The following is a 26892-nucleotide window of genomic DNA, read 5'->3' on the forward strand; positions in this document are numbered from 1 at the left end:
ATTCAGCCCCTACCCCGTGAAGTCGGCGAGGACGAGCACCTGGTCGTCGTGCCGTTTGGCGCGCGGCCAGCGGACCGCGTGCGGATCGTCGTTTTCCGCGGCGCGCACTGCGTCGAGTACTGCTTCCAGGCCCTTGTTTTTGGCTAGCTGCAAGACTTCCGGCCAGGTGAAGAGACCGTATTCGTCTACCCCGATCGCGACGCCGTCGGTGGCGATGAGGACGGACTCGACGTCCTTGCGCGGCCAGCTGCGGCGGACTGCTTTGTGGGCGGCGGCGGGGTCGGCTTCGGCTACCCAGAAGCCGTCTTCGGCGTTGCGTCTTTGGCGGACGTCTTTGCCGGTTTGGAGGAGGCCGTTGTTGCGCAGGGCGATCAGGCGGTCGTCCGCTACTACGTCGGTGCCGAACTGTCCAAACGCGACGATGGGGCTGTCGGCCAGGACCAGGGCTTCGATTTCCTGGTCGGTCCAGCGGAGGATGGAGACTGTGCTGGAGGGGGAGTTGCCTGGGGTCAGGTGGTGGGCTTTGGCTACTGCGGCGATTGCGGTGGCCAGGGCGGCGCTGAGGTCTTTTTCGGGGTTGGTGCGTAGTTCTTGGGCCAGTTGGTCGCGGAGGAGGTGGGCGTACCAGCCGCCTGGGGGGAGGTCTGGGCTCGGGGAGGTGGCTCCGTCCAGGACCAGGACGGCATGGTCGAGGAGGGCGATGTGGTCTTCGGTTGGGCGGGGGAGGCCGTCGGAACCGACTCCGGCTCGATCGGCGGTCGAGATGTCGGGCACTGGTCGACTGTAGCTCGGTCGGCCTTGGTGGGGCGGCTCGTCGCCGGGCGGCGACATTGCGCCCGGGTGGTTTGGCGGCGGTTTTAGTGCCGTGAGGGGAACCCTGAGGGACTCAGAGTCCGTGAAGGTGGCCCTCACGGACGGTTGTGTCAACCAGGGTTGACAAGGGCGGAGTGTCAACCTAGATTGACATTATGACGGAGGCGACGGATTTGGCCGCTCGCGCTGGTGACCGGGATCCCCGGGTGGGGCTTCGGGCGGTGGCTGCGTTGAGGCGGTTGCTTGAGCAGTTGGAGGCGGTGCAGGTGCGCAGTGCGCGGATGCACGGCTGGTCTTGGCAGGACATCGCGGCCGAGTTGGGGGTCAGCCGGCAGGCCGTCCACAAGAAGTACGGGAGGCATTGATGTTCGAGAAGTTCACCCATGACGCCCGGAGAGCGGTCGTCGAGGCACAGGCGGCGGCGCAGGAGGCGGGGGCGCGCGAGATTTCCGCGCAGGCAGTTTTCGCTGGGTTGGCGCGGGTCGAGAGCGGGGAGGCCGTGCGGCTCCTGCAGGCCCTTGGGGTTTCGCGTGAGGACGTCTTCGCAGAGCTTGCCCGGGTACGTCGGCGTGGCGGGCTCAGTGACGCCGATGCCGAGGCGCTCACCGAGTTCGGGATTGACGTTGATCAGATTGTCGAGCGGATCGAGCAGACGCACGGTCCGGGCGCGCTTGCCCAGGCGAGCCGGCCGACCAAGCGCAATCACTTGCCGTTCACCGAGGACGCGAAGAACGCGTTGCAGATGAGCGTGCGGGAGGCGCAGGAGCTCGGCGACAAACACTTGGGGCAGGAGCATTTGCTGCTCGCGCTGGTGAAACAGCGCGGTCCGGTGGCCGATTTCCTCGCCGCGCGCGGGGTCGATTATCCGGCGGTTCGGCAGGCCGTCGGCAAGCGCTAATGCTGTTCTCGCTGGTGCGCCCCGGTGCGCCAAGTGACCAGGGGGAGCAGGGCTTGCGTCAGCGGGCCGATGCTGAGGGCGTACAGCACGGTTCCGATGCCGACCGTGCCGCCGAGCAGCCAGCCCGCGGCCAGGACCAGTACCTCGATGCCGGTCCGGACCAGGCGGACGGACCAGCCGGTGCGCGCGTGCAGGCCGGTCATCAGGCCGTCGCGCGGGCCGGGGCCGAGACGGGTGCCGACGTACACCGCGGTCGCCACCGCGTTCAGTACTACGCCGCCGACCAGCATCAGGATCTGCCAGACGAGCACGTGCTGATCCGGCAGCACGGCGCGCACCGCGTCGACGGCCACCGCGATCACCGCGATGTTCGCAACGGTTCCGATGCCGGGGCGCTGGCGCAGCGGAATCCATAGCAGCAGCACGAAAACCGCCACGACGGCGCTGATCGTGCCGAACGTCAGCCCGGTGATCTTGGTCAGGCCGTCGTTCAGCACGTCCCACGGGTCGAGACCGAGGCGGGCGCGGGTGAGCATGGCCATGCTCGCGCCGTAGAGCGCGAGGCCGGCGAGCAACTGGACACCCCGGCGCGCGGGGGCTCGGCGAATGCTGAGGGGACTGAGGTCGGTAACTGCCACTTCTCCACTATTGGTTACCACTGGCCTGATCTGCCATGGCCAATGCGCGATAATTGGCCTTATGGAACCTCTCGGTGGACGCATCTCGGGACGGCGATTGGCCACATTGCTGGGGGAATGGCGGCAGCGTGGCTCCCGGCAGGGTGCGTCCGACCTCGCCGCGGCGATCGAGTTGCACGTGCTCGACGGGCAGTTGCCGATCGGGACGCGGCTGCCCGCCGAGCGCGAACTCGCCGACGCGCTCGGCGTCAGCCGGACGCTCATCGGCGCGGCGCTCGACCGGCTCCGGGCAGACGGCCTGGTCGCCAGCCGGCGCGGGGCCGGGTCGTGGGTGGCCGGCGTCGGAAACCGCGACGAGGCCGAGGCGGTTCGCGACGACCTCCTCGACCTCGCGCGGGCCGCGCCGCCCGCGGTACCAGGGCTGATGGCCGCGTTCGACACCGCGCGGCGGGATCTGGTCGAGTACGTCAGCGGCAACGGGTACCTCACCGGCGGACTGCCGCGGCTGCGCGAGCGGATCGCCGAGCGCTACACGGCGCGCGGCCTGCCGACCTCGCCGGACCAGGTGCTGGTGACGTCCGGTGCGTACTCCGCGTTCGTGCTCTGCCTGCGGATGCTGGCCGGCCCGGGCGACCGCGTCCTGCTGGAGCAGCCGACGTATCCGAACGCCATCGACGCCGTCCGCGCGACGCATGCGTTGCCGGTACCGGTCGCGCTCGATCCGGTGCACGGCTGGGATCTGCCGGGGATCGAGGCCGCGCTGCGGCAGGCCGCGCCGCGGTTCGGTTATCTCGTGGTGGACTTCCAGAATCCGACCGGGTTGCGCCTCGACGCGGCGGGCCGGGAACGGCTCGGCGGGCTGCTCGCCCGGACGCGGACGCCGGTCGTGGTCGACGAATCGCTGGTGGAACTGGACTACGAGGGCGATCCGGTGGACGGTCCGCCGCCGCTGGCCGCGTTCGGCGGGGATCTGGTGCTGAGCGTCGGGTCCGCGGCGAAATCGCAGTGGGGCGGGTTGCGGCTGGGCTGGATCCGGGCGTCGACGGATTTGCTCGACCGGCTGCAGTCGTCGCGGTTCGCGGTCGACCTCGGCGCGCCGGTGTTCGACCAGCTCGTGCTGGCGGCGCTGCTCGAACCGGAGGGCTACGAGGTGCTTGCCCGGCGCCGGACCGAATTCCGGGAGCAGCGGGACATCACGGTCGCGGCGCTGCGCAAGTACTGTCCAGAGTGGACTTTCGAGGTGCCGTCCGGCGGATTGTCGGTGTGGTGCCGGTTGCCGGAACCGATGAGCACGCGGCTGGCGGTGTCGGCGGCGAACCACGGGGTGCAGATCGCGCCCGGGTCGAGGTTCGGGGTGCACGGCGGGATGGAGCGCTGGCTGCGGCTGCCGTTCGGGCTTGCGCGCGAGCAGCTGCCGGAGGCGGTGCGGCGGGTGAGCGTGGCGGCTGCCTCGGTACGCGGCTGCGCGGACGTGCCCGCGGAACGGATCGCGGTGACGTAGCGCGGTTCTCTCTCCGAAAAAGTGAACAGCCGGTGCACCGGATGGGATCCAGCCACTCCAGGGAGGGTGGCGGTCACCTGTCCGGCGCACCGGCCGATCGTCCGAGGCGCTTCCCGGCACAGCCCCTCGAAGTGCCGGGAAGCGCCCTCGGTTCAGGCGGGCTTCGGTTGGCGCAGGCCCTCGCTCGGCGCGGTGAGCGAAAGCCTCCGGAGCACGCCCGTGGTGGGTCCCGGCGCCGCGGGGGCAGCGCGGCGCCGGGACCAGGACCCGATCCGGCCGGGCGCGGTCGGCCGGTCGGGAAGTGCGGTCATGGTTCAGCCCCTGGGTGCGAAGTACTGCGGAAGGGGTGAGCCCGGCGCGGCGAACGGGCGCGCGCGATCAAGAAGTTGATCTTGAGGTGGACGGAGCTCTCCCCGGATAACCGGTTGGGCGGTCAGTCCGGGGAGGTGGTCGGCAGGGCGGCGTCCCTGCCCGCGCCGTCGACCTCGTGGTCGCGGCTGACGCCGATGAGCTTGAGCTGAGTGACGGTGTCGCCGTCGCCGGCCAGCGCGAACAGCTGGCGCAGGCCGCCGTGCCCGTCGTGTCCCGGGGAGACAGTCGACGCGGGCGCGGCCGGCGCGGCCGGCGCCGCGGGGAGGCCTTCGCCGCCACCGCTGCTGCCGCCTCCGGCCTGGCTGCGTTCCTTGACCGGCGGCGCGGGCTCGGTTTCCTGCTGGGCCGCGGACTGCACGGTGAGGACGCGGGCGGACGCGGCGTGCTGGACGACCGGAGCCTGCTGGGCGGCCTTCCCGGCAACCGGTGCTTCCGGCTCTTTCGCCAGCTTGGCCGCCGGGACGGCGGCGGTGATCGACCCGCCGGCGGATTGCGCTGGCTCGACCGGGGCGACGGGCGGTTCGTCGACTCGGACCGGCGCCGCGACGAGCACGGTGTCGACTGAGGTGACGGTGGTGTGCAGGGTCGTGTCGACGGTGTCGTCCACGGTTCCGAGGATGCCGCCGAGCAGTCCCGGCTGCCCGGCTTCGGGGCTGCCGAGGAGTCCGCCCAGGAGACCCGGGCCGGATTCGCTGCCGGATCCGCCGAGCAGGCCGCCGAGGAGTCCTTGCTGGGGTTCGCGGGTGGTGCTGAGCAGGCCCTGGCCGGGCTGGCTGGTCGAGCCGGTGATGCTGCCGAGCAGGCCCTGGCCGGGTTTGGTGGTCGAGCCGGTGAGGCTGCCGAGCAATCCCGGCTGGGGTTCACGGCTGGTGCTGACGGGGCTCGGTTTGGTGCTGCTCACCGGGGTGACTTCGGGGGTGGGGTGTTTCGCGGTGCCCGGGCTCTTCGCCTTCGCGGGCTTGGCGATCTTGACCGCGGTGCCGGGGTGGTCCGGCTTGCTGTTCGAGCCGCCGCCGGACGCGGTGATCGGCTGGAAGCTGACGTCCGGCCGGTAGTCGCCGGCGGAGAACCGGAACCGGTGGAGGTGGTCGTGTTTCGCGCCGGTCGCCGTGCCGGGCATGGCCCAGGTGAGCGTGCCGGACGTGGCCGTTCCGGCGTACCGGTTCTCCGGTTCGGGGTCGTGCGCCGAGGCGATGGGACGGTCGGCGTGGTCGTCCGTCGTCGCGTTCGCCTGGGACAACGCCGCGCCGAGCAGCCAGCCGGCCAGGGTCAGCCCGCCGGCGACGGCGATCCGGGCGGCCGGGCGGGCGAGCGGAGCCGCCCAGGCGCGCGGCCGTCGTCGCGCGCCCGCGCGCGCGAAGGAGGAGTCGCGGTCGGCCATCCCGAGCAGCGCGGAACCCGTTGTCCCGAGTGGACTGGAGCCGGCCGTCGCGGAGGGTGCGAGGCCGCGCGAAGTCGCCATGCGGGTCACGCCACCACCACCGTCCGCGCCTGAAGCTCGTGCCGCCGCACGAGACTGATCTTGCTGGGGCTGTCTTCCGGCCAGGTCGCAGGTCCCCCGGGGCTGCCCTCTTTCTAGCACCGGACGCGAGTGTTTCATCTCTCCCGCGCTCGATCCACCCCGTAAGGCGGAACGTCCGCACCGGCTCTGGTGTCCGATCCGCCCTAGTCGATCACCCTGCGTCGCGTCAACCGGGGCGGATGCGGCCATCCGGGCGGCCCCTCCGCGGCGCGAATTCGGGCGTTGACCCGATGTTTCGGCCGCCGGGACACTCTCGGTGTCCCCATTCCGGACCGGGGAAGAGCCGCCGGACGGCAGTCGTCAGACGAGTTTCCGCAGGCGTTCGACGGCCTCGTCGATCACCTCGTTGCGCTTGCAGAACGCGAACCTCAGCAGATGTTTCCACTCGTCCGGGTGATCCGTGAACACCTTGACGGGTACCGCGGCGACTCCGGCGCGTTCCGGCAGCGTCCAAGCGAGTTCGGCGGCGTCGGCGAATCCGAGCGGACGCACGTCAGCGGTCACGAAGTACGTCCCGGCGCTCGGCCGGACCGCGAATCCCGCATCGGCGAGACCGGCGGACAGCCGATCGCGCTTCTCCTGCAGGCTCGCGCGCAGGTTTTCGACCCACTCCAGCTCGTTGTCGAGCGCGTACGCCACGGCCGGCTGCAGCGGTCCGCCGGAGACGAAGGTGATGAACTGCTTCGCCGCCTTCACCGCGGCCACCAGCTCCGGCGTCGAGCAGATCCAGCCGATCTTCCAGCCGGTGCAGTTGAAGGTCTTGCCCGCGCTCGAAATCGCGACGGTCCGCTCGCGCATCCCGGGGAACGAGGCGAGCGGAAGGTGCTCGGCGCCGTCGAAGACCAGGTGTTCGTAGACCTCGTCGGTGACGGCGATGAGGTCGTGCTCGACGCACAGCCGCGCGACCTCCTCCAGTTGCGCGCGCGAAAACACCGTGCCGGTGGGGTTGTGCGGCGAATTCAGCAGCAGCGCGCGGGTTTTCGGGGTGATCGCATCGCGGAGGGCGTCGAGGTCGAGTTCCAGCTGGCCGTTCTCGGTTTCGACCAACCCGACCACGCGCCGCTGCGCGCCCGCCATCGCGACCGCGGCGGCGTACGAGTCGTAGTACGGCTCGACCACGATCACCTCGTCGCCGGCCTCGGTCAGCGCGATCAGCGACGCCGCGATGGCCTCGGTCGCACCCGCGGTGACCAGGATCTCGGTGTCCGGGTCGTAGCTGGCGCCGTAGCGCTGGCAGTGCCGGCTGATCGCGGCGCGCAGCTCCGGGCGGCCCGGTCCGGGCGGGTACTGGTTGTCGCCGCCGAACAGCGAGTTCTTCGCCGTTTCGAGCATTCCGGCGGGCCCGTCGGTGTCCGGGAAGCCCTGGCCGAGGTTGACCGCGTCGTGCCGGACGGCGAGCGCGGTCATCTCCGCGAAAACCGTCGAGGCGAACGGGCGAAGGCGGGGGACGAGAGCTGGTTCACGCACGAGAACGCATCCTCACGGACAATGGCGGGGTGGAGCAACTCACCCCGGCCAAGGGCACGCCCGCGGACCCGCCCGGCGGCGCCGCCGGCGAAGAGGCGAAACGGCGCGCCCTGCGCAAGATGAAGCTGGTCGCGCTGTCCTTCCTGCTCGGCGCGACGATCGTGTTCCTGCTGACGAGCTGGGCGGAGTCGGCGGGCTGGTCCGGCTGGGTCGGCTACGTGCGCGCCGCGGCCGAGGCGGGCATGGTCGGCGCGCTCGCGGACTGGTTCGCGGTGACCGCGCTGTTCCGGCATCCGCTCGGACTGCGGATCCCGCACACCGCGATCATCCCGAACAAGAAGGACCAGCTCGGCAACAGCCTCGGCGAGTTCGTCGGCTCGAACTTCCTGTCCCCGGACGTCATCCGCGACAAGCTCCGCCGCGTCGAGGTCGCCAGCAGGCTCGGCGGCTGGCTCGCGCAGCGCGACAACGCGGAACGCGTGACGTCGGAACTGGCGACGGTCGTCCGCGGCGCGGTCACGGTGCTCCGCGACGAGGACGTGCAGGCGATCATGGAGCAGGCCGTGGTCAAGCGCGTGATCGACAAGCCGTGGGGCCCGCCGCTGGGCAAGATCCTGGCGGGCGTCTTCGAGGACGGCGCGCACCACAAGCTGGTGGACCTGATGTGCGACCGGGCTTACGAGTGGGTCCGGGACAACCACCAGACGATGCTGCGCGTGGTCTCGGACCGCGCGCCGAGCTGGTCGCCGAAGTTCGTCGACGAAATGCTGGCGGACAAGGTGTACGGCGAGGTCCTGACCTTCGCCTGGGCGGTGAAGACGGACGTCAACCACCCGATGCGCCTTGCGCTGGACAAGTTCCTCGGCGAGTTCGCGCAGGACCTGCAGACCGACCCGAAGACCATGGAGCGGGCCGAGCAGGTCAAGGGCCAGATCGTGAACCACGGCGAAGTGCAGAAACTGATCGGCAACGCGTGGGCGACGGCCAAGGAAATGCTGCTGAACGCCGCGGAGGACCCGTCGAGCGAACTGCGCCAGCGCGTCCGCGGCGGCCTCGAATCGCTCGGCAAGCGCCTCGTGGACGACCCGTCGATGACCTCGAAGGTGGACGGCTGGGTCGAGAGCGCGGCGGTCTACCTGGTGACCCATTACTCGCGCGAGATCACGACGATCATCACGGACACGGTGGAGCGCTGGGACGCCGAGGAGACGTCCCGGAAGATCGAACTGCAGGTCGGGAGGGATCTGCAGTTCATCCGCATCAACGGGACGGTGGTGGGTGCGCTGGCCGGGCTGGTGATTTACGCGGTGGCGCAGTTGCTGTTCTGAGGCTCTGTGCTGCTCGGTTCTGACGGTGCTGGTCTGGTGGGATGCTGCGGCAATCGTTCGCGCGCTCGCCATTGCGCTCCGCGGGGGACGCGCCGTGACGATCTTCAGCGACCCCACCGCCTCGGCTTCGCACCGAGGGTGCGCGCGAGGGGTTTTCGACCGCTCGCACCTCCGCTACCTCGTTCCGCGTGGAGGACGTGCGCGGTGAAGACCTCCAGCAACCACCCGGACTCCCGCCGCTCCGCCCTGCGCCGAGGGGCGCGTGAACGGATTTTCGGCGACCGGCCGCGCCCGCTTCCTAGGCCGAGGTGGATTTCGTTGTGGTTGAGCGGAATTCTCCACTGTGCCCGCGTTCGCTGGCTTGTCCGGGACGCCAGCGGAGCGCGGCTCAAAGCGCGCGGGGTCCCTGGCGGTGAGTGGGTGCGGCGGGTGGTCGGCCGGATGCGCGCAGTCCTATACCACAGCCGCGGGCCGCTCAAACCAGTTGTCCACAGGAAGCTGAGTTATCCCCGGGGTTATCCACAGGAATTCACGGTGATGGCCTAATCGCTGTCCACAACTTGTGGGGATCCGGGGCATCTGCACGTGCACATGTGGTGTGTGTGGACAAGTTGTCCACAGGGGGTCAGTTGTGCACAGCCGCCGTGCGGGCGCGCCAGGAGCGGGCCTTTTCGCGGTTTCCGCAGACGCGCATCGAGCACCAGGTGCGGGAGCGGTTGCGGGATTCGTCGAAGAAGGCCCAGAGGCAGTCGTCGGCGGGGCAGATCTTCAGGCGGACCCAGTCGCCGCGGATGGCCAGGCGGGTGGCGGCGGCCAGGGTCGCGGTGACGGCGTCGGGAGCCAGCAGCGTCGGGCCGGTATCGGTGAGGGTGAAGCGGAGCGGGACGTCCAGCGTGGTCGCGGGCAGCCGCGGATCGCCGACGGCGGCGCGCAGGCTGTCCCGTACGGCGCGGGCTTCGGCGGGATCGTTCGGTGACACGTCGTGGTCCGCGGCCCACTGCCGCCAGAGCTCCGGATCGTCCAGCAGGTCGTCGCCCCGTTCGATGTCCACGGTGTTGAGAAAGGCGACCACCAGGGAAGCGTCGGTGTGCACCTCCCCAGTGTACGGGCGAAATCTGTTGCGACCTGGCTTCCTAACCGACATACTCGCTTTACTGGTTACGAACCGAGGAAAGGGAGGACCCGACATGGGTGCGATTCCGACGTTTGGCGGCGTGGCGATCGACTGTCCGGACCCGGGGGCGCTCGCCGGTTTTTACCGTTCCTTGCTTGAGTGGGACGAACCCAAGATCGCTCCGGACAACCACTGGGCGACGCTCGTCGACCCGCGCGGCGGCGTCCGGCTGGAGTTCCAGCGGGTGGCCGGCTACCAAGCGCCCGAATGGCCGTCGCAGGACCGCCCGCAGCAGGCGCATCTCGATCTCGACGTCCCCGATCTCGAGGCCGCTCACCAGCGCGTTCTCGGCTTGGGCGCGAAGTTGCTCGACGATTCCCCGGAGACCTTCCGCGTGTACGCCGATCCGGTCGGCCACCCGTTCTGCCTCTGCGCCTGCTGACACGGCGCGGCGTATCCGCGTAGGGTCAAATGCGTGATTTGTCCGAAGTGTCAGAACGTGATGCGCACGGTCGACAAGAACGGCGTCCACATCGAGCAGTGCGACGGCTGCCGCGGGATCTTCCTCGACCGCGGCGAGCTGGAGCAGATCGCCGGCGCGGAGAGCGCGTTCTACCGGCAGCAGCCACCGCCGTACGGCCGTCCCGATTCGCCTCGCCCGTACCGGGGCGGGTATTCGGATTCGCCGCGTCCGTATCGAGGCGGGCACGCGGACTCGCCCCGGCCGTACCGCGGTGGTTACGCGGACTCGCCGCGGCCGTACGGCGGACGCCGCAAGCGCAGTTTCCTCGAGAACCTCTTCGACTGAGTTGTCCACAGTTCCGGTAGCACTCGATCTGCGGATCTGTCCGGCCTGCGGCGACCGGGCGAGTTGTCCACAGGCCGACGGGGACCTCTTGCGGTGCGCGGAATGCGGACATCGGTGGCCGTTCCGGCGGCTGCCGTTGTTCGCGTTGACGGGGCCGAGCGCGGGCGGCAAATCGACAGTCGGGCCGAAGCTGGCGCAGCGGTTGGCGGGCGAGGCGGTCGTGCTGGAGCAGGACGTGCTGTGGACTGGCGCGTTGCGCGACGACGTCCCGGGGAATCCGGCGTTTCGCGGGGCCTGGCTGCGGATGACGGCGATGCTGCACCAGAACGGACGGCCGGTCGTATTGTGCGGGACGGTCGCTCCCCAGGAGCTGGAACCGTTGCCAGAGCGCGTTTTCTTCTCGGACGTGCACTATCTGGCTCTGGTCGCGGACAACGAGACTCTCCGGCGTCGGCTGCGCGCCCGGCCGGCGTGGCGGGAGTGGGACGAGCCGCGCATCGAGGAGATGCTCGAGTTCAACCTGTGGATACGCGGGCAGGTCGAGTCCATCGACACCACGCAGGCCCGGCTCGACGACGTCGTGACCGCGGTGGAAAAGTGGGTCCGGGCCAGAATTGGGTCGGACCTAGGAATTGGTGCGTAGGCACCCGCGATCAGCCGCACGGCCAGCGGTTCTCGGATTGCGGATCGTCCAGCCAGAAAGTCTGCTCGTCGCTGGTGACCGTGAGGCCGAAGCGCGAACGGCCGGGCCGCCCCAGCGATTCCCAGCGGCGGTGTGCGTCCTCGGCGAGATCCCACAGCGCGCGCGGACCTCCTTGCGCCACCTCGAAACCGGAGTCGGTTCGACGGGTGCGGACCCAGGAACCGTCCGGATGAGACAGCGCGAAGGCGCCGTTCGGGTCTACGTGCACCGGGCGAACGTCAGGCAACTCCAGCGACGCGAAAAACTCGAAATGCCGTTGCGGCTTAAGCACATCCGTCATCGAAAGCTCCGTCGGACGCCATTGTGCCTCCTCAGCGGGCGGCAGTTCCGCGAGCGGCGGCAGGCGATGCGCGCGCAGAGGCATAAAGCGGCCGTCCCGGGCAAGGACTTTGCCCTCGGCCGTCGCGCCTTCACCGGCGGTGAGGCGGACCAGCCCGCCGCCGAGCGGGCGGTTGAGGGTGGTCACGATGTGGCCGCAGGGGAGTGTTTGAGCAAGCCAGGCAAGGGGAATCCGCGATACCGACGCGGTGCACAGGATCCGGTCGAAGAGCACCCCGGCCGGGAAGCCGAGTGCGCCGTCGCCGGTGGCGCACGCGGGGGCGTAGCCGCAGGAGGTCAAGCGTTCCTGCGCGGCGGCCGCGATGGCCGGGTCGATGTCCACTGTGGACACTTGGCCGGAACCGCAGCGGTGGCACAGCAAAGCCGCGTTGTAGCCGGTTCCGGTGCCGATCTCCAGTACCCGATCGCCGTCGCGGACCAGGAGTTCTTCCAGCATGATCGCCATGATCGCGGGCATGCTGGACGAACTGGTCGGCACGCCGGGGACCGGTCCGTGCGCGCGGGCGCGGTCCCAGAGCGCCGGGTCGTCGTCGAGCTGGGTGACGAGGACGTCGCGCGAGTAGACGCGGTCCAGCCAATCCGGGTCGCTGCGGTCGACCGCCGCCCAGAGGTGGCCGGCGGGCACGAAAAACCGCGGCAGGAACACGTGCCGCGGGACGGTGGCGAAGGCGCGCGTCCACGCTTCGTCGTGCAGCACGTCCTCTTCGACGAGGTGCCGCACCAGCCGACGACGCAACCGTTGGGCCCGCATAAGCCCAGGGTAACGGGGTGAGCGGAACCACACCCGATGGTTGCAAGCAGGGTGCTTGCAATAGCTAGCACGCGAGCGTACTGTCGAGTAGGTCGCGAGGAGGTGACCGGATGACAGAACCCGGCGGAGCACAGCGCCCCATGGACAAGGTCGCGGACATCGCCTCCGACATCGGCGAGTACATCCGCCAGCAGCGCAGTTCCGCGAAGATTTCGCTGCGCCAGCTGTCGAAGCTCGCCGGGGTGTCCAATCCGTACCTGAGCCAGATCGAGCGCGGGGTCCGCAAACCCAGCGCGGAGATCCTGCAGCAGATCGCCAAGGGGCTGCGGATCTCGGCCGAAGCGTTGTACGTGCAGGCCGGGATTCTCGACCTGCCGACCGGCGGCCCGGTCGGCGACGCGATCCGCGCGGACGCCGAGCTGACCGAACGGCAGAAGCAGGTCCTGCTCGACGTCTACGAGTCCTTCCGGCGCGAAAACGCCGCCGTGAACACCGCACCGAAGACCACCCAAGACACCACTGAGGAGTCGGCATGACCACGCCCAAGACCGAGGACGTCCGCAAGGCCGTCAACACCGCGCTCGACCAGGTCCGCACCCCGCTGCTCGCCGCGCTCGGCGCCGGCAACCTGGCCAGCCAGGCCGTGACCGACGCGGTCGCCAAGGCCCGCGCCAACGTCACCAAGAACACCGAGGCCGCCCGCAAGGGTCTCGAGGAGCTGCCGACCGACGTCGAGAGCCTCCGCGAGAAGCTCGACCCGGCCGAACTGCGCAAGGCCATCGACGAGTACACCGAGGCCGCGCTGAAGCTGTACAACAAGCTGGCCGAGTCCGGCGAGCAGGCGTGGGACAAGATCGCCGCGCAGCCGCAGGTCAAGAAGGCCATCGAGCAGCTGGAAGACGCGCTGACCGCCGCGCAGGAGCGCGTCGAGGGCCTGACCGAGGAGACCCGCGAGCGCGTCGACGGCGTGCTGGCGAAGGTCACCAAGCGCACCCGCTCGGCCGGCGAGAAGGCCGCCCGCAAGGTGACCGAGGTGGCCGGCGAGACGGCGGACGCGGTCGAGGAGATCGGCGAGAACGTCGCGCACGAGACCCGGTCGGTGGCCCGCAAGGCCGCGAACCGCACCGCGCCGAAGACCGCCACCCCGGCCCGCCGCACGACCACCAGCACGACGACGGCGAACGCGAAGAAGCCGGCCGCCGCGCCGAAGACGGAGAAGTGACGGCGGTTTCCCTGCCGCGGCTTCCGCGCTGACGGCGGTTCGGTACTCCGGTGCCGGAACCGTTGGGGTGACTCGGTTTGCGCCGGAGTCGCCCCGGGCGAGAATTGAAGATCGAGGGGTCGCACGGCGGCCGGGCCGAGGGTTGGCCCGGCCGCCGTGTGCTGTTTTGGCCCGGCTGTCGTGGGCGGTCGCGGCGTTTGGCGGTGTGGTCGGGCCGCAGTGTGAGGCGGTTGCGGTGCCGGGTCGGACCCGACTCGGCTGAGTCTCGTCGGGCTCGACCTGGGTTCGCGAGAAGCAGGCGAGAAGTGACCGTTGTCACCCCGGGTCCCCGGCGGCGCGGCAAACCGTGGCCAAACGCCGCCGACCCGATCCTGACCAGCAGTCACGTGGCGAGGCCGGGGTTCGGGGGAGCGGGCGGCGTGGGCGGTTTGCCGTAAGCTGGCGTCGTGCTGGTTGCCGATTGGATCCTCTGGGTCATCCACTGGGGCAGCGCCTTGGTCGGGCTCTTCGCCTTCGTTCACGCGCTGCTCCAGCGAGCCGACGCGTACTCGGCGGCCGATCGCAAGACCAAGCCGATCTGGATGCTGATCACCGGCGGGGCCACGCTCGCCCTGGTGCTGTTCCAGATTCAGGGGCCCGGGTTCATCTTCTGGGTGCCCGCGATGGCGGCGGCGCTCGTCTACATCGTCGACGTGCGGCCGAAGCTCATCGAGGTGCAGCGGGGCCACCGCAACTGGTGACCGGGGCGCCCGGCGGATTACATTCGGGCCGGTGACCACCTGGACTATCGCCGGAAGCCTCACCGTCGTTCCCGCCCCGACCCGTACCGACCTGCTCGCCGAGCCCGTCGCCAAGGCGCTGGCCGCGATGCCCGCGCCGGACGACCTCGGCGTCACCGAGATCGATCCGGAACTCGCCGACACCGCCGCGTTCTGCGAGGCCTACGGGTCGCCGTTGGCCGCGTCCGCGAACTGCGTCGTGGTCGCCGGCAAGCGGGCCGGGGAGGTCCGGTTCGCCGCGGCGCTCGTGCTCGCGACCACCCGCGCCGACGTCAACGGCGTCATCAAGCGCAGGCTCGACGTGCGCAAGGCGTCCTTCGCGCCGATGGACGAGGCCGTTTCCCTCACTGGCATGGAGTACGGCGGCATCACGCCCGTCGGGTTGCCCTCGGACTGGCCGATCCTCATCGACCAAGCCGTCGCGGACGCGCCGGAGCTGGTGATCGGCAGCGGGATTCGCGGCAGCAAGCTCCTGATCTCCGGCGCGGCGCTCGCGGGGCTGCCGAACGCCGAGGTCATCGACGGGCTCGCGCGCTGAACTGTCCATAGTGGACGAACCAGTCGAAATCAGCCCGGGCACTCTCGAAGCGCTCAGGCAGCGGCGCGAAGCGATGCTGGCCGCGCTGAGCGACGACACCCCGATCTACGGCGTCAACACCGGCATGGGACGGCTCGCCGGGACCCGGCTGACCGTCGCGCAGCAGGCCGAGCACCAGCGGAATCTGCTGGTCGGCCGGGCGGTCGGCGGGAAACCGTGGCTGTCGCCGGAATTGACCCGGGCGTTGCTGCGCATGCGGCTGCGCGGCTTTCTTCGCGGCGACGCGGCGGTCAGCCCCGAGCTGGTCACCTTCCTCGCGGACCGGCTCAACGACGGGTTCCTCCCGGCCGTCCCCAGAGACAGTCTCGGCAGCGCGGGCGAGATCATCCCGCTCGCGCACGCGTTCCAGACCTTCGTCGGGCTCGGCACGGTCATCGAGGACGGTGCCGAGGTCCCGGCGGCGGAAGCGCTGCAAAAGCGCAGCGTGCAGCCGTTCGTGCTGGGGCCGAAGGAAGGGGCGAGCCTCATCCAAGGTTCGCCGCTGGCCGAGGCGTACGCGTGGGTCTGCGGCAAACGCGCGCGTCGGCTGATCGATTGGCAGACGCTCTGCGCGGCGATCACCGTGGACGTTCTCGGCGCACCGCAAGCGATCTACCGCGGCACCCGCGTCGAGAAACTCATCGAAGGGGCCGCCGCGAAAGACGGAGTCGTGCAGGCGCCGATCTCGGTGCGAGTTGGCCCGAAGGTGCTCGGATACGTCAGCCGCACTGTCGAGGAACTACGGGAAACCCTGCAGGACTCCGGGGAAACGCCGGCGGACTCCCCAGCCTTCGTGGACGGTGAGTTCCTCCCGACCACCGGCTATCACGCCGCAGCGCTCGGGCTGAGGATGGACGCCGTCAAAGCCGCGCTGATCCATGCGGCGGAGGCCTCGGTACAGCGCCTCCATCGCCTCCTCGACCCACAGTTCAGCGGTTTGCCGCCGCAGCTCGCGGTGGATCCGGGGCCGCAGGCCGGACTGACGCCGTTGCACAAACGCGCGGCGGGCGAGCTGCACGCGATGCGCCGTCTAGCCGCTCCGGCGACGCTCGGGTCGCTGGACACCTCCGCTGGTCAGGAGGACGTGCAAGCGTTTGCCAGCCAGGCCGGAGCCGAACTCGAGACCGTCCTCGGACACTTCTTCGCCATCACCGCTTGCGAGCTGATCGCCGGACGGCAGGCGCGGTATCTCCGCGAAACCTCAGGCGCGCCGAAGCTCAGTGACACCTACGCCTGGCTCGCGGAGAGGATCGAACCGGTGGTGGTCGACCGGTCGCTGGGGCCGGAGATCGACCGGCTGGCCGAGGTCTGCCTCACGAGTCCCGACGGGCCTGCTGGAGTGCGAGACCGCGAGGCGTAGCCAGCTTGGTCAGCAGCGCGAACAAGCCCTCGCACACCCACGCCAGGACGACCACCGCCAGGCCGCCGCCGAAGATTTCGCCGTGGCCCTGCTCGCCGAGGGCGAAGCCGTCCACGATGTAGCGGCCGAGGCCGCCGCCGTCGTTGACGATCGCGCCGATCGCGACCGTCGCGACCAGCTGCAGGAACGCCACTCGCGCGGCGGCCACGATCACCGGCGACGACAGCGGCAGTTCCACGCGCAACATGATCTGCCATTCGCGATACCCGGTGCCGCGCGCCGCGTCGACGACCTCCTGTTCCACCTGCACCACCCCGGCGTAGGTGTTGGTGAACAGCGGCGGCAGCGCCAGCGCGACGAGCGCGAGCAGCAGCGGCCAGAAGTCCGTGTTCGCGCCCCAGCGGCTGGCCAGGAACCAGAACAGGATGATCAGCCCGAAACTCGGGATCGCCCGGCCGATGTTCACCGCGCTGCTGGCCAGGAACTGGCCGCGCCGGTAGTGCCCGAGCACGAGCGCGAGCGGGACGGTCAGGACGATCGAGAGCGCCAGCGCCAGCGCGGAGAACCACAGATGCTGCACGGTCCGGAACGGAATCCCGGCCGGATCGGTCCAGCTCCAGCGGTTCGGATCGGCCAGCCAGTGGCTCAGCTGCTCGAAAAAGCTCATCGCGCGGCCCTCCGAGCCCACGGGGCCAGCGCGCGTTCGCTCAGCCACAGCAGCAAATCGACCAGCACGGCCAGCGCGATCGACAACACGACGCCGACGATGATCGGGCTCGGGTTCGGGACCGTCGTCTGGATGCCGGCGCGGATGAAGTAGCCGAGGCCGCCCTTGCCGAGCAGCGACGTGACGGTGACCAGGCCGATCGTCGTCACCGCGGCCACCCGCAGCCCGGCGATCACGACCGGCAGCGCGAGCGGAAGCTCCACCTGCCACAACAGCCGCCGCGGCGTGAAGCCCATGCCGATCGCCGCTTCGCGCACCTCGGTCGGCACCTGTTGCACGCCGGTCACGATGTTGCGGATCAGGATCAGCAGCGTGTACGTCGCCAGCGGGATCACCGCGGTGGCGAAGGAAAACCCGAGCAGCGGAACCAGCAGCGCGAACGCGCCCAGGCTCGGGATCACGTAGAGCGCGCCCGCCGCGCCGACGACAAACGGATAGAACCAGCGGTAGCGCAGGCACAGCGTGGCCAGCGCGAGCGAGAGCACGAGGCCGACGCCGAGCGCGGTCGCGGTGAGGGCGATGTGCTCGCCGAGCCGCTGCAGAATCGCGTCGGCGTTGCGTTCGACCCACCGCCATTCGAAGAGGGGGCGGCTGCTGTCGGCCAGCAGCGGGGTGACGGACGCGTGCACGGCGTGACCTTACCCCGATCGAGCGACAATATTCCGGCCCTTGGGATTCCGTGGCGAGGATTCCTAACCAGTGGTTTCTGTCGGGGGGCGCGGTTAGGGTCCATTCCCACAAACGAGTGAACTGAGGAGTGTGGGGACACGTGCGCTGGACCCGGAACATCCGAGTGGCCGCGCTGCTGGCGACGGCCGCGCTCGGCTTGACCGCGTGCGGTGGGGGAAGCGACCAGCCGGCCGCGCCGAGCAAGGGCGGCGCTCCGATCGTCGTCGCCTCGTTCAACTTCACCGACAGCCAGATCCTGGCCGAGATCTACGCGGGCGCGCTGGAGGCCAAGGGCTATCCGGTCACCCGGAAGCTGAACCTCGGCTCGCGCGAGCTGGTCTACCCGTCGCTGAAGTCCGGCGAACTGCAGTTCCTGCCGGAGTACCAGGGCGCGGCGATCACGACCGGCTTCGGCAAGGAGGCCACGAAGGACGCCAAGGCCGAGCACGACCAGCTGGAGAAGCTTTTCGCGCCGGAGGGCGTCGGGCTGCTGAACTACGCCGCCGCCGAGGACAAGAACACCTACATCGTGAAGGCCGATCTCGCGAAGTCGAAGGGCATCGCGTCGATCAGCGACCTGAAGAAGCTCGACAAGGTCGTCATGGCGGGTGCGCCGGAGTGCGAGAAGCGGCTGCCGTGCTTCAAGGGCTTCACGGACGTCTACAAGCTGACGAACATCACCTTCCAGACCGTGCAGGAAGCCGGGCCGCGCGTGCAGCAGCTCAACTCCGGCGCGGTGACGGTCATCCCGGTCGACTCGGTCAGCCCGCTGGTCGGCGACCCGCAGTACGTCGCGCTCAAGGACGACCTCGCCATCGTGCCCACCGAGAACGTGGTGCCCGCGGTGAACAAGAAGGTGCTCGACGAACGCGGCCCGGACTTCGCGAACGTCGTCAACGCGGTGAGCGCGAAGCTCACCACCGACGGCATGCGCGAGCTGAACAAGCGGGTCGACGCGGACGGCGAGCCCGCCGCCGACGTGGCCAAGGACTGGCTGAAGCAGCAGGGCCTGTCCTGACGCTCTCCCGGGAGCGGCGGGTGCGTACCGCCGCTCCCGGGGTTTCCGCGCGTGTGCGAAGGTTGCTGCGGCGGAAACCGACGAGAGCAGGGGAAACGACATGGGCAAGGTCACGGCCACCGCGGAGCGCACGATCGACGCGCCGGTGGAACGCGTGCGTGAGCTGGTCGCGGACTACGCCGAGACGCGGCCGAAGCTGCTCACCGAGCACTACCGCGACTACCAGGTCAGCGAGGGCGGCGTGGGAGCCGGGACGAAGGCCAGCTGGAAGCTGCAGGCCACGTCCAAGCGCGTGCGCGACGTCGCGGCCACGGTGACCGAACCGTCGCCGGGCACCTTCGTCGAGACCGACGCGAACTCCAGCATGGTCACCACCTGGACCGTCACCGCCTCCGGCGAGCGTTCGCTGGTCCGCATCCAGACCAGCTGGGACGGCGCCGGCGGCATCGGCGGCTTCTTCGAGAAGACCTTCGCGCCGGCCGGGCTGAAGAAGATCTACGACGGCGTGCTCGGCAAGCTCGCGGAGATCGTGTAGCGCTGGCCACAGCTCCGGGGACAATCGGAATGCGCGCCCCGGTTTCTCCGTTGGCCGGGGTAGACGGGGCGCGCGCCCCGCTTCAGTCCGGCTTGAACGAAACGGAGTTCGACGGTGAACGCACCCGCAACGCCCGCCAAGGCGACCGAGATCCGGCTCGCGGCCCGTCCGCACGGCGTCCCGACCATGGACAATTTCGACATCGTCGAGACCGAGGTGCCGAAGCCGGGTCCCGGCCAGATCCTGGTGCGCAACCTGGTGATGAGCGTCGACCCGGCGATGCGCGGCCGGATGAACGACGTGAAGTCCTACTCGCCGCCGTTCGTGGTGGGCGAGGCCATGCAGGGCGGCGCGGTCGGCGAGGTCGTCGAGTCCACTGTGGACGACTTCGCGGTCGGTGACCACGTGCTGCACCAGGCGGGCTGGCGCACGCACGCGGTGCTCGACGCCAAGCGAGCGGTCAAAGTGGACGATTCCGTCGCGCCGCTGTCGACCTACCTCGGCGTGCTCGGGATGCCGGGCCTCACCGCGTACGCCGGGCTGCTGGTGAGCGCGGAATTCAAGCCGGGCGACACGGTTTTCGTCTCCGGCGCGGCCGGTGCGGTCGGCTCGCTCGTCGGGCAGCTGGCGCGGCTCAAGGGCGCCAAGCGCGTGATCGGCAGCGCGGGTTCGGCGGAGAAGGTCCGCTACCTCACCGAGGAACTCGGCTTCGACGCCGCCTTCAACTACAAGGACGGACCGGTCGCCGAGCAGCTCGCCGCGGCCGCGCCCGAGGGCATCGACGTCTACTTCGACAACGTCGGCGGCGAGCACCTGGAAGCCGCGATCGCGTCGATGAACCTGCACGGCCGGATCGCGATCTGCGGCATGATCTCGCAGTACAACGCCACCGAGCCGACGCCGGCCCCGCGCAACCTGGTGCAGCTCATCGCGAAGCGGATCACCATGCGCGGCCTGCTCGTGCTGGACCACTGGCACCTGATGCAGGAGTTCGTGGCCGAGGTCGCGCCGCTCGTCGCGTCCGGCGAGATCAAGTACTCCGAGACCTTTGTGGACGGCATCCGCAACGCGCCGGACGCCTTCCTCGGCCTGCTCAGCGGGGCCAACACCGGAAAGATGCTGGTGCGCCTCAGTTCCTGACGATCGCCTCGGCCAATTCGGGCAGCGTCGCCGCGGTGTAGGTCGCGGCGGGAAGGCCGGGCAGCGGATGGACTCCGGGACGCGCGAGCAGCGCGGTCCGGAGTCCCGCGGCTTGTGCCCCGGCGATGTCCCAGCCGTGCGCGGCGATCATCACCGCCTGGCCGGGTTCGACGCCGAAGGCACGCAGCACCTGGAGGTACGGCTCCGGCGCGGGCTTGAGCCTGCTGACCTGCTGCGCGGAGAAGATCCGGTCGAATTTCGTTGCCAGGCCAGCGTTTTGCAGCTGCGCCTCGGCGGTCGCGAGCGGCGAGTTCGTGAGGGCGACGACCTGGTGCCCGGCTTGGCGCAAGCGGTCCAGGCCGGGCACGACGTCGGCGTGTGCGGGCAGCGCCCGCAGGCCGTCGCCGACCTTCGCCAGTTCGATGTCGGTCAGTTCATGGCCGTGCCGCGCGCACACGGCGGCCGCGGCTTCCCCGGCGATCTGCGCGAAATCGCGGTACTGGCCGGCCGCGGTCACCGTGAGCACGGTGTGGATCGCGAGCGTGAACCATTCCTGCCGCGCGTGCGGGTCTCCGGTGAATTTGGCGAACAGCGGGTCGAGCACCTTCAGGTCGAGCAGCGTCTCGTTGACATCGAACACGCACAGCATCGCGCCTCCTGCCGGTGAACCGCTCGAAGACCAGGGTCCTCCGTCGGGCGCGGGCTAGGCAAGCGCGGTGATCAATTCGGCGAGAACTCCCTGCCAATGGCGGCGCTGCTGCTCCCGTTCGGCGGCGTCGGCCAGCCGTTCCTGGTGAATGCGCAGCATCGCTTTGTCCGCGCCGCTCGCGCGGACCGCAAGCTGCAGCGTCGTCTCGTGCGACCAGCTGGCGGGCTGCCAGGTGAGCCGGATCCGGTCCAGTTCGCGGAAACTGCGCGTCTCGCCGCGGATTCCGTCGGCGGTCTCGTAGCCGACGCCAGGTTCGGGCTGGACGGTCACCCCCTCGCCGAGCCAGATCGCCACGCCTTCCGCAGACGTGATGAAGTCCCACACCTCTTCGGCGGAGCGGCCGACCGTCTTCGACACCCCGATCTGCCAGCCCGCGTCCTTGGTCTTCCCGACGGTCACCGGGCCACCGCCGCGATCGCGCTGACCTCGACGAGCGCGCCCGGCACGGCGAGCCCAGCCACGCGCTGCGCGGTCACCGGCGGCGTCGCGCCCGCCAGGCCCGCGGCGGCGACCGGGTAGGCCTGGGCCAGGTCGACGTCCTCGACCAGCAGGATGTTCAGCATCACCACATCCTGGACGGTCGCGCCCGCGGCGGCCAGTGCCGTTTTCAGGTTGGCCATCACGCGCTCGACCTGCGCGGCGACGTCAGTTCCGCCGACGAGCTTCCCGCTCGCGTCGACGGCGTTCTGGCCGCCGACGTAGACCGTGGTCGCGCCCGGCGGGACCACGGCGACGTGGGTGAAGGCGGGGGACTGGACGAGCCCTTCGGGGCGGAGCAGTTGAGTCATGAACCAAGGATGACCGGATACCCAGTCGGATACTGTCCTAGTTTTGCGCGAGAATCGAAATCATGACCACCACGAGCCGTCGCCTGGAGACGCTGGCCCTGCTGCAGGCGCGCCCGGGCATCTCGGCCACCGACCTCGCGGCCCGGCTCGGCGTCACCGAGCGCACCACGCGGCGCGACATCGCTCAGCTGCGCGAACTCGGCTATCGCATCGACGGCGAACCGGGCCGGGTCGGCGGCTACCGGCTCGCGCACGGGACCGCGATGCCACCGCTGCTGCTGGACGCCGACGAAGTCGCCGCGGTCTCGCTCGGCCTGCAGACCGCGGTGGCGGTCGACGGCCTGGAAACCGCCACGGTGACCGCGCTGGCCAAGCTGACCCAGGTGGTACCGACGCGCTGGCAGGCTCGGCTTGCCGCGCTCGCGAGCGTGGAATCGTTGCCGGGCAAGCCTTTCCGGCAGGCCGCCCGGGACATCCTGGTGCCGCTCGCGTTGGCTTGCCGGGCTGGTGAAGCGGTCCGGATCCGACATCGAGCCTTGGACGCTCCGTCCGCGAAACCCTTGGATGTGCAGCCTTATCGGCTCGTCACGGTGCGACGGCAGTGGTACCTCGTGGCGTGCCCGCGCGGTGCCGCGGACTGGAAAACCTTTGCGGTGGACCGGATCGAGGCGGTCCAGCCGTTGGGGAGCAAGTTGCCCGCGCCGGAACCACCGTCCACTGTGGCCGATCTGATCACGGATGCGAGGTGGCGGTATCGCGTCCGGGGCCAGGTGCACACCTCGGCCGACCTGGTCCGGGAACTCGTCGACCCGAGTGTGGCCACGGTGGTCGGGGACGGCGACGAATGCGAACTCCGGTTCGGCACCGACGACCTCGACTGGGCCGCGCGTTGGCTGGCTTACCTGGACGTGGACTTCGACGTCCTCGAACCGTCCGCGCTCGCCGATCGGTTGCACGCCTTCGGTTCCTGGCTGGCGGCCCGCTACGTCACCACTCCGCCGGGCTGATCGCCGGATTGCTCGCGCGATAAGCCTCGATCACGATCCGCGCCGCGCGCCGCGACTTCGCGACGACCTGCTCCGTCGGATAGCCGAGCCATTGGTAGACGCCGTTGAGGTAGAAATCGCCGTAGCCGTACGCCTGGGTGTGGAGCTGTTCCATCAGCTCCAGCGCGATCGCCGGGTCCGGCGCGATCGCGAGGCAGCGCAGCAGCGACGCGTCGACCAGTTCGCGGCGGGCATCGTGCAGTTCGACGTACTGCACGTCAGCCAGCTCCGAGGCGAAGAAGACGTGCAGGCCGATCCGGGTGTCGATCAGGTACCGGGTGTGCGCGGCGGCGACGGCGGCCAGCGCGGCGCCTTCGTCCGTCTCGGCGGCGGCTGCCTCCTCGGCGAGTTCGCGCAACTGGCGCGCCGCGACCGTGCCCACTGCGGCCAGCAACGCCGCGCGGTCCGGGAAATGCCGGTACGGCGCGGCGGTGGAAACCTTCGCCCGCCGGGCGGCTTCGGCGACCGAGAAGCCCTTGATCCCGTTCTCCGCGATCAGATCGAGCGAGACGCGCACGAGCTCGGCGCGCAGATTGCGATGGTGGTACTGCGCCGCCATGTCGTGCGTCACACCCGATCGTGCTCGTGTCGAGGAATAAGGCGAGGCCTACGGTAGTCGATGTAAGAGGGTTCTTACATCGACTTTGTCCCGGACCGGCCGGGACACCCAGGAGGCCTTCATGACCACGACCACCTCCGCCATTGCCGCCGCGACGCCGGGCGGACCGCTCGCGCCGACGACGATCGAGCGCCGCGACCTGCGGCCGGACGACGTGCTGATCGACATCGCGTACGCCGGCATCTGCCACAGCGACCTGCACCAGGTCCACCAGGACTGGGGGACCGCGATCTTCCCGATGGTGCCCGGCCACGAGATCGCCGGCGTGGTCGCCGCGGTCGGCTCGGACGTCACGAAGTACCGGGTCGGCGACCGGGTCGGGGTCGGCTGCATGGTCGATTCCTGCGGCGAATGCGAGTACTGCCGCGCCGGGTCGGAGCAGTTCTGCGTCAAGGGCAACGTGCAGACCTACAACGGGGTCGGCTTCGACGGCGAGAACACCTACGGCGGATACAGCCGGCAGATCGTCGTGAAGGACGCGTTCGTCTGCCGGATCCCGGAGGGCATCGAACTGGACGTCGCCGCGCCGCTGCTGTGCGCGGGCATCACCACGTACTCGCCGCTGCGCCGCTGGGGCGCGGGGCCGGGCAAGAAGGTCGCCGTCGTCGGCCTCGGCGGGCTCGGGCACATGGCGGTCAAGCTGGCCGTCGCGATGGGCGCGGAAGTCACCGTGCTCAGCCAGAGCCTGAAGAAGCAGGAAGACGGCCTTCGGCTCGGCGCGAAGGACTACTACGCGACCAGCGACGAGTCGACCTTCGAGACGCTCGCCGGCCGGTTCGACCTCATCCTCAACACCGTCTCGGCGAAGCTGCCGGTCGACGCATACCTCAGCCTGCTGCGCGTCGGCGGCGCGATGGTGAACGTCGGCGCGCCGGGGGAACCGCTGGAGTACAACGTCTTCTCCCTGCTCGGCGGCAACCGCGTGCTGGCCGGTTCGATGATCGGCGGCATCGCGGAGACCCAGGAGATGCTGGACTTCTGTGCCGAGCACGGCGTCGGCGCGGAGATCGAGACGATCAGCGCGGACCAGGTGAACGAGGCGTACGCGCGGGTCGAGAACAGCGACGTGCGGTACCGCTTCGTGATCGACACCTCGACGATCGGCTGACCCCTCGCCGAGCGCGCTCCCATGCCAGGTGAAGGTCCGTGAAGGGCTCCTTGAGGGAATCAGATTCCCTCAAGGAGCCCTTCACGGACGTCTGCGGGACAGAGAGCCAGCGCGTCAGAGCACCATGGTGCGGTTGCCGTGCACCAGAACACGGCCTTCCAGGTGCCAGCGCAGGCCACGGGCGAGGGTCACCTTCTCGATGTCGCGGCCCTTGCGCACCATGTCCTGCACCGAATCGCCGTGGTCGACGCGGATCACGTCCTGTTCGATGATCGGCCCGGCGTCCAGGTCGGCGGTGACGTAGTGGCAGGTCGCGCCGACGAGCTTCACGCCGCGCGTGTGCGCCTGGTGGTACGGCTTCGCGCCGATGAACGACGGCAGGAAGCTGTGGTGGATGTTCAGCGCGCGTCCGGCCCACGCCGCACACAGGTCGGCGGGCAGCACCTGCATGAACCGCGCCAGCACGATCGCGTGCGGGTCGTGCGCGTCGACCAGTTCGCGGACCTGGGCGAACGCGGCCGCTTTGCCGTCCGGGTCGCCTGCCGGGAACGGCACGTGGTGGAACGGGATCCCGTGCGCGCGCGTGATGTCCGCGAGCGAATCGTGGTTGCCGATCACCGCGGCGATGTCGACGTCCAGTTCCCCGGAGGCGACCCGGCCGAGCAGGTCGTACAGGCAGTGCCCGGCCTTCGAGACCAGCACGACCGCGCGCGGCCGCTCGCCGGTGTCGCGCACCTGCCAGCTCGACTCGGCGGACAGTTCGCGGGCGACCGCGCCGAACCGCTCGCGCAATCCCTCGGCGTCGAACGGCAGCGAATCGGCGCGGACGACCTGGCGGGTGAAGAACCAGCCCGAGTCGGGGTCGGTGTGATACGCCGCCTCGACGATCATTCCTCCGTGGTCGGCGAGGAAGCCCGAGATGCGGGCGATGATGCCGGTGCGGTCGGGGCAGCCGAAGGTGAGCACGTAACGCTGGGGATCTGACACGCGCCCATTCTCTCCGGCCGCTGGTCAGGGCGCTGCGAGGGGCTCCAGAAGGGTGGCGTCGCCGACTTTCCCGGCGTGGTTCGGACGGCCCCACAGCGCGCGGTAGACGTCGTCGGCCGGGCCGGCGAGCGTGAGGTCCGGGACGCCTTCGCCCAGCGTCGGCGGCTGATCGGCGCGCAGCAGCACGGTCCACGTCCGCGTGTCGGTGCTGACCTGGACGATCCCCTCGCGGCCGCTCGGCTTCGCGCGGCGCGGGGTCAGGAAGGCGAGGAACTCGTCGATGCCGTCCTCGGCGAATTCCGTCCGGTACCGCGTGACCGGCGGCGTGAGCAGGGCGCTTTCCGCGTCGAGCCGGTGGATGGCGAACTCGTGCGCGAGCCGGCGCGTCCAGTCTTCGACGGTGACGGGGCCGCCGTGCGGGAACGGCGAACGCAGCGGGGTGTCCGCCGGACGGCGCAGGGCTTCGCGCACGGCCATCCGTTGGCCGTCCCAGCAGCCGAGGGCGTCCTCCCAGGTGCTCGCGCGCGGTGGCTCAGCATTCCGGTCGGTGATCGCCGCGACCGTGTACGAGAGCACCGCCGTCAGGTGTGTCACCAGGTCCTGCACCGTCCACTTCGGACAGTTCCGGACCGGCGCGGCCGGACCCGCGGCGAGCGTCGCGGCCTTGATCCGGTCGGCGTGGATGTCGATCGCTTCCAGCAGACGTGGCGCGTCCATGCCCTGACCGTAGCCTGCGCACGCGCACCCGTCGGCCGAATTCGATCAGCACGACCAGCAGCAGCCCGAGCAGCAACGACAGCAGCAGGCCGTAGCCCGGCCGATCGGCGAACGCGGCCCCGCCAGCGAGCCCGATCAGCGCGCTGTACAGCGACCACAACGCCGCGCCCAGGGCGTCGAGCGGAACGAACCGGCGCAGCGGATAGCCGAGGCTGCCGTTGGCGAGAGCGCTCGCGACGCGGCCGCCCGGCAGGTAGCGCGCGGCGATGATCAGCAGCGGCGCTTGCCGGCGGACCTGGTCGCGGGCCCATTCGTAGCGTTGCCGTCCGGACGGTCCGCGCTGCAGCCAGGCGACCGCGCGCGGTCCGGCGGCGCGGCCCACGGCGTAGCCGAGACAGTCGCCCGCCCACGCGCCGGCGGCCGAGACGACGACCAGCAGGGCGAGCCTGCCCAGGTCCGGTCCGATCAGGACGGCGACGGTCACCACGGTCGTTTCGCTCGGCATGAACGGCAGCAGCGCGTCCAGCCCGGCGATCGCGAACACGAGCACCCACAGCCAGGGCGAGCCGAGCGTGCCCCGGATCAGCTCGGTGACGTGTTCCAGCAGTTCCACCCGCTCATCGTCAGCACTGAAGGT

General features: G+C 70.0%; 31 protein-coding genes and 1 pseudogene. 17 read left to right on the forward strand and 15 right to left on the reverse strand.

The window, feature by feature from the left end:
• Positions 1-9: 9 nt before the first annotated feature.
• Positions 10-774 carry a protein phosphatase 2C domain-containing protein gene (locus tag CU254_RS00825; RefSeq protein WP_037712147.1) on the reverse strand — a complete coding sequence of 255 codons (765 nt, stop codon included), beginning with the start codon at positions 772-774 and terminating at the stop codon, positions 10-12.
• Positions 775-968: 194 nt separating this feature from the next.
• Between CU254_RS00825 and CU254_RS00830 the strand changes: the two genes are divergently transcribed.
• Positions 969-1178, forward strand: coding sequence for a hypothetical protein (locus tag CU254_RS00830; protein ID WP_009071860.1), 210 nt, complete (start codon positions 969-971; stop codon positions 1176-1178).
• The gene (locus tag CU254_RS00835; protein ID WP_037712150.1) at positions 1178-1711 is read left to right on the forward strand and encodes a Clp protease N-terminal domain-containing protein; all 534 of its coding nucleotides are present in this window, start codon (positions 1178-1180) and stop codon (positions 1709-1711) included. The genes CU254_RS00830 and CU254_RS00835 overlap by 1 nt, the downstream gene beginning before the upstream one ends.
• Here CU254_RS00835 and CU254_RS00840 read toward each other — a convergent pair.
• Positions 1708-2349, reverse strand: coding sequence for a YitT family protein (locus CU254_RS00840; RefSeq protein ID WP_037712152.1), 642 nt, complete (start codon positions 2347-2349; stop codon positions 1708-1710). The genes CU254_RS00835 and CU254_RS00840 overlap by 4 nt on opposite strands.
• 61 nt (positions 2350-2410) lie before the next feature.
• On the opposite strand from CU254_RS00840, the gene CU254_RS00845 reads away from it, so the two are divergent.
• A complete protein-coding gene (locus tag CU254_RS00845) occupies positions 2411-3850 on the forward strand; it encodes a PLP-dependent aminotransferase family protein (protein WP_009071863.1) in 1440 nt (479 codons plus the stop codon).
• A gap of 433 nt (positions 3851-4283) precedes the next feature.
• On the opposite strand, the gene CU254_RS00850 is transcribed toward CU254_RS00845, so the two are convergent.
• Positions 4284-5684 (reverse strand): hypothetical protein, encoded by a 1401-nt coding sequence (locus CU254_RS00850; protein ID WP_158687977.1) that lies wholly within the window; start codon positions 5682-5684, stop codon positions 4284-4286.
• A gap of 360 nt (positions 5685-6044) precedes the next feature.
• On the reverse strand, positions 6045-7211 hold the full coding sequence (locus tag CU254_RS00855) for a pyridoxal phosphate-dependent aminotransferase (protein WP_009071871.1): 1167 nt from the start codon (positions 7209-7211) through the stop codon (positions 6045-6047).
• Positions 7212-7240: 29 nt separating this feature from the next.
• On the opposite strand from CU254_RS00855, the gene CU254_RS00860 reads away from it, so the two are divergent.
• A complete protein-coding gene (locus CU254_RS00860; RefSeq protein WP_009071872.1) occupies positions 7241-8539 on the forward strand; it encodes a DUF445 domain-containing protein in 1299 nt (432 codons plus the stop codon).
• Between the two features lie 625 nt (positions 8540-9164).
• On the opposite strand, the gene CU254_RS00865 is transcribed toward CU254_RS00860, so the two are convergent.
• The gene (locus CU254_RS00865) at positions 9165-9632 is read right to left on the reverse strand and encodes a CGNR zinc finger domain-containing protein (RefSeq protein WP_100266674.1); all 468 of its coding nucleotides are present in this window, start codon (positions 9630-9632) and stop codon (positions 9165-9167) included.
• A gap of 94 nt (positions 9633-9726) precedes the next feature.
• Here CU254_RS00865 and CU254_RS00870 point away from each other — a divergent pair, with 94 nt between their 5' ends.
• Genes CU254_RS00870 through CU254_RS00880 form a run of 3 tightly spaced genes read left to right on the forward strand, consistent with a single transcriptional unit; the run spans position 9727 to position 11104 of the window.
• Entirely contained in the window at positions 9727-10095 is a 369-nt protein-coding gene (locus tag CU254_RS00870) for a VOC family protein (protein WP_100266675.1), read from the forward strand.
• Between the two features lie 33 nt (positions 10096-10128).
• On the forward strand, positions 10129-10461 hold the full coding sequence (locus tag CU254_RS00875; RefSeq protein WP_078560681.1) for a zf-TFIIB domain-containing protein: 333 nt from the start codon (positions 10129-10131) through the stop codon (positions 10459-10461).
• Between the two features lies 1 nt (position 10462).
• Positions 10463-11104, forward strand: coding sequence for an AAA family ATPase (locus CU254_RS00880; protein ID WP_050788101.1), 642 nt, complete (start codon positions 10463-10465; stop codon positions 11102-11104).
• 10 nt (positions 11105-11114) lie between these two features.
• Here the strand turns inward: CU254_RS00880 and CU254_RS00885 are convergent, their stop codons facing one another.
• Positions 11115-12254, reverse strand: a complete 1140-nt coding sequence (locus CU254_RS00885) for a methyltransferase domain-containing protein (protein ID WP_009071879.1) — start codon at positions 12252-12254, stop codon at positions 11115-11117.
• Between the two features lie 140 nt (positions 12255-12394).
• On the opposite strand from CU254_RS00885, the gene CU254_RS00890 reads away from it, so the two are divergent.
• The 5 genes from CU254_RS00890 to CU254_RS00910 all read left to right on the forward strand — a co-directional run bounded on the left by CU254_RS00890 (position 12395) and on the right by CU254_RS00910 (position 16192).
• Complete coding sequence (locus CU254_RS00890) at positions 12395-12790, forward strand: helix-turn-helix domain-containing protein (RefSeq protein ID WP_037712155.1); 396 nt, start codon at positions 12395-12397, stop codon at positions 12788-12790.
• On the forward strand, positions 12787-13476 hold the full coding sequence (locus CU254_RS00895) for a hypothetical protein (protein ID WP_009071883.1): 690 nt from the start codon (positions 12787-12789) through the stop codon (positions 13474-13476). The genes CU254_RS00890 and CU254_RS00895 overlap by 4 nt, the downstream gene beginning before the upstream one ends.
• 446 nt (positions 13477-13922) lie before the next feature.
• A complete protein-coding gene (locus CU254_RS00900; RefSeq protein ID WP_037712157.1) occupies positions 13923-14216 on the forward strand; it encodes a DUF2516 family protein in 294 nt (97 codons plus the stop codon).
• A gap of 31 nt (positions 14217-14247) precedes the next feature.
• Positions 14248-14793 carry a YbaK/EbsC family protein gene (locus CU254_RS00905; protein WP_009071887.1) on the forward strand — a complete coding sequence of 182 codons (546 nt, stop codon included), beginning with the start codon at positions 14248-14250 and terminating at the stop codon, positions 14791-14793.
• A 10-nt stretch (positions 14794-14803) separates the two neighbouring features.
• Positions 14804-16192: an aromatic amino acid lyase gene (locus CU254_RS00910; RefSeq protein WP_009071890.1), complete on the forward strand. Its 1389-nt coding sequence runs from the start codon at positions 14804-14806 to the stop codon at positions 16190-16192.
• On the opposite strand, the gene CU254_RS00915 is transcribed toward CU254_RS00910, so the two are convergent.
• Positions 16146-16859, reverse strand: coding sequence for an ABC transporter permease (locus tag CU254_RS00915; RefSeq protein WP_009071892.1), 714 nt, complete (start codon positions 16857-16859; stop codon positions 16146-16148). The two genes, CU254_RS00910 and CU254_RS00915, sit on opposite strands and share 47 nt — an antisense overlap.
• The gene (locus CU254_RS00920) at positions 16856-17548 is read right to left on the reverse strand and encodes an ABC transporter permease (RefSeq protein WP_009071894.1); all 693 of its coding nucleotides are present in this window, start codon (positions 17546-17548) and stop codon (positions 16856-16858) included. The genes CU254_RS00915 and CU254_RS00920 overlap by 4 nt, the downstream gene beginning before the upstream one ends.
• A 140-nt stretch (positions 17549-17688) precedes the next feature.
• On the opposite strand from CU254_RS00920, the gene CU254_RS00925 reads away from it, so the two are divergent.
• The 3 genes from CU254_RS00925 (at position 17689) to CU254_RS00935 (ending at position 20281) form a co-directional block, all read left to right on the forward strand.
• Entirely contained in the window at positions 17689-18606 is a 918-nt protein-coding gene (locus CU254_RS00925) for an ABC transporter substrate-binding protein (RefSeq protein ID WP_037712162.1), read from the forward strand.
• 100 nt (positions 18607-18706) lie between these two features.
• Positions 18707-19141: an SRPBCC family protein gene (locus tag CU254_RS00930; RefSeq protein ID WP_009071899.1), complete on the forward strand. Its 435-nt coding sequence runs from the start codon at positions 18707-18709 to the stop codon at positions 19139-19141.
• A gap of 114 nt (positions 19142-19255) precedes the next feature.
• Positions 19256-20281 carry an NADP-dependent oxidoreductase gene (locus CU254_RS00935; RefSeq protein ID WP_009071900.1) on the forward strand — a complete coding sequence of 342 codons (1026 nt, stop codon included), beginning with the start codon at positions 19256-19258 and terminating at the stop codon, positions 20279-20281.
• On the opposite strand, the gene CU254_RS00940 is transcribed toward CU254_RS00935, so the two are convergent.
• From CU254_RS00940 to CU254_RS00950, 3 genes are read right to left on the reverse strand one after another with little or no spacing between them, the layout of a single operon-like run.
• Entirely contained in the window at positions 20271-20930 is a 660-nt protein-coding gene (locus tag CU254_RS00940; RefSeq protein WP_009071903.1) for a haloacid dehalogenase type II, read from the reverse strand. The two genes, CU254_RS00935 and CU254_RS00940, sit on opposite strands and share 11 nt — an antisense overlap.
• 54 nt (positions 20931-20984) lie before the next feature.
• Positions 20985-21389 carry an SRPBCC domain-containing protein gene (locus CU254_RS00945; protein ID WP_009071905.1) on the reverse strand — a complete coding sequence of 135 codons (405 nt, stop codon included), beginning with the start codon at positions 21387-21389 and terminating at the stop codon, positions 20985-20987.
• Entirely contained in the window at positions 21386-21778 is a 393-nt protein-coding gene (locus CU254_RS00950) for a RidA family protein (protein ID WP_009071907.1), read from the reverse strand. Before CU254_RS00950 ends, CU254_RS00945 begins: the two co-directional genes overlap by 4 nt.
• 62 nt (positions 21779-21840) lie before the next feature.
• Between CU254_RS00950 and CU254_RS00955 the strand changes: the two genes are divergently transcribed.
• A complete protein-coding gene (locus tag CU254_RS00955) occupies positions 21841-22785 on the forward strand; it encodes a YafY family protein (RefSeq protein ID WP_009071909.1) in 945 nt (314 codons plus the stop codon).
• Here CU254_RS00955 and CU254_RS00960 read toward each other — a convergent pair.
• Positions 22766-23383, reverse strand: coding sequence for a TetR/AcrR family transcriptional regulator (locus tag CU254_RS00960; RefSeq protein ID WP_086024930.1), 618 nt, complete (start codon positions 23381-23383; stop codon positions 22766-22768). The two genes, CU254_RS00955 and CU254_RS00960, sit on opposite strands and share 20 nt — an antisense overlap.
• Positions 23384-23504: 121 nt before the next feature.
• Here CU254_RS00960 and CU254_RS00965 point away from each other — a divergent pair, with 121 nt between their 5' ends.
• Positions 23505-24551, forward strand: a complete 1047-nt coding sequence (locus CU254_RS00965; RefSeq protein WP_009071913.1) for an NAD(P)-dependent alcohol dehydrogenase — start codon at positions 23505-23507, stop codon at positions 24549-24551.
• Between the two features lie 114 nt (positions 24552-24665).
• Here CU254_RS00965 and purU read toward each other — a convergent pair whose 3' ends face one another.
• From purU to CU254_RS00980, 3 genes and pseudogenes are all read right to left on the reverse strand, one after another.
• Positions 24666-25517, reverse strand: coding sequence for a formyltetrahydrofolate deformylase (purU, locus tag CU254_RS00970; RefSeq protein WP_037712165.1), 852 nt, complete (start codon positions 25515-25517; stop codon positions 24666-24668).
• A gap of 45 nt (positions 25518-25562) precedes the next feature.
• A pseudogene (locus CU254_RS00975) lies at positions 25563-26168 on the reverse strand (maleylpyruvate isomerase family mycothiol-dependent enzyme); the annotation flags it as partial.
• Complete coding sequence (locus tag CU254_RS00980) at positions 26071-26868, reverse strand: DedA family protein (protein ID WP_009071917.1); 798 nt, start codon at positions 26866-26868, stop codon at positions 26071-26073. The gene CU254_RS00980 and the pseudogene CU254_RS00975, both read right to left, overlap by 98 nt.
• Between the last annotated feature and the right edge of the window lie 24 nt (positions 26869-26892).

Origin of the sequence: Amycolatopsis sp. AA4 (assembly GCF_002796545.1) — a bacterium.
Taxonomy (GTDB): domain Bacteria; phylum Actinomycetota; class Actinomycetes; order Mycobacteriales; family Pseudonocardiaceae; genus Amycolatopsis.

Bases quoted from the DNA above. Each gene is read 5' to 3' on its own strand.
- CU254_RS00830 (WP_009071860.1), top strand. From the start codon at position 969: ATGACGGAGGCGACGGATTTGGCCGCTCGCGCTGGTGACCGGGATCCC.
- CU254_RS00835 (WP_037712150.1), top strand. From the start codon at position 1,178: ATGTTCGAGAAGTTCACCCATGACGCCCGGAGAGCGGTCGTCGAGGCA.
- CU254_RS00845 (WP_009071863.1), top strand. From the start codon at position 2,411: ATGGAACCTCTCGGTGGACGCATCTCGGGACGGCGATTGGCCACATTG.
- CU254_RS00850 (WP_158687977.1), bottom strand. From the start codon at position 5,684: ATGGCGACTTCGCGCGGCCTCGCACCCTCCGCGACGGCCGGCTCCAGT.
- CU254_RS00870 (WP_100266675.1), top strand. From the start codon at position 9,727: ATGGGTGCGATTCCGACGTTTGGCGGCGTGGCGATCGACTGTCCGGAC.
- CU254_RS00885 (WP_009071879.1), bottom strand. From the start codon at position 12,254: ATGCGGGCCCAACGGTTGCGTCGTCGGCTGGTGCGGCACCTCGTCGAA.
- CU254_RS00890 (WP_037712155.1), top strand. From the start codon at position 12,395: ATGGACAAGGTCGCGGACATCGCCTCCGACATCGGCGAGTACATCCGC.
- CU254_RS00895 (WP_009071883.1), top strand. From the start codon at position 12,787: ATGACCACGCCCAAGACCGAGGACGTCCGCAAGGCCGTCAACACCGCG.
- CU254_RS00915 (WP_009071892.1), bottom strand. From the start codon at position 16,859: ATGAGCTTTTTCGAGCAGCTGAGCCACTGGCTGGCCGATCCGAACCGC.
- CU254_RS00930 (WP_009071899.1), top strand. From the start codon at position 18,707: ATGGGCAAGGTCACGGCCACCGCGGAGCGCACGATCGACGCGCCGGTG.
- CU254_RS00940 (WP_009071903.1), bottom strand. From the start codon at position 20,930: ATGCTGTGCGTGTTCGATGTCAACGAGACGCTGCTCGACCTGAAGGTG.
- CU254_RS00950 (WP_009071907.1), bottom strand. From the start codon at position 21,778: ATGACTCAACTGCTCCGCCCCGAAGGGCTCGTCCAGTCCCCCGCCTTC.
- CU254_RS00955 (WP_009071909.1), top strand. From the start codon at position 21,841: ATGACCACCACGAGCCGTCGCCTGGAGACGCTGGCCCTGCTGCAGGCG.
- CU254_RS00960 (WP_086024930.1), bottom strand. From the start codon at position 23,383: ATGGCGGCGCAGTACCACCATCGCAATCTGCGCGCCGAGCTCGTGCGC.
- CU254_RS00965 (WP_009071913.1), top strand. From the start codon at position 23,505: ATGACCACGACCACCTCCGCCATTGCCGCCGCGACGCCGGGCGGACCG.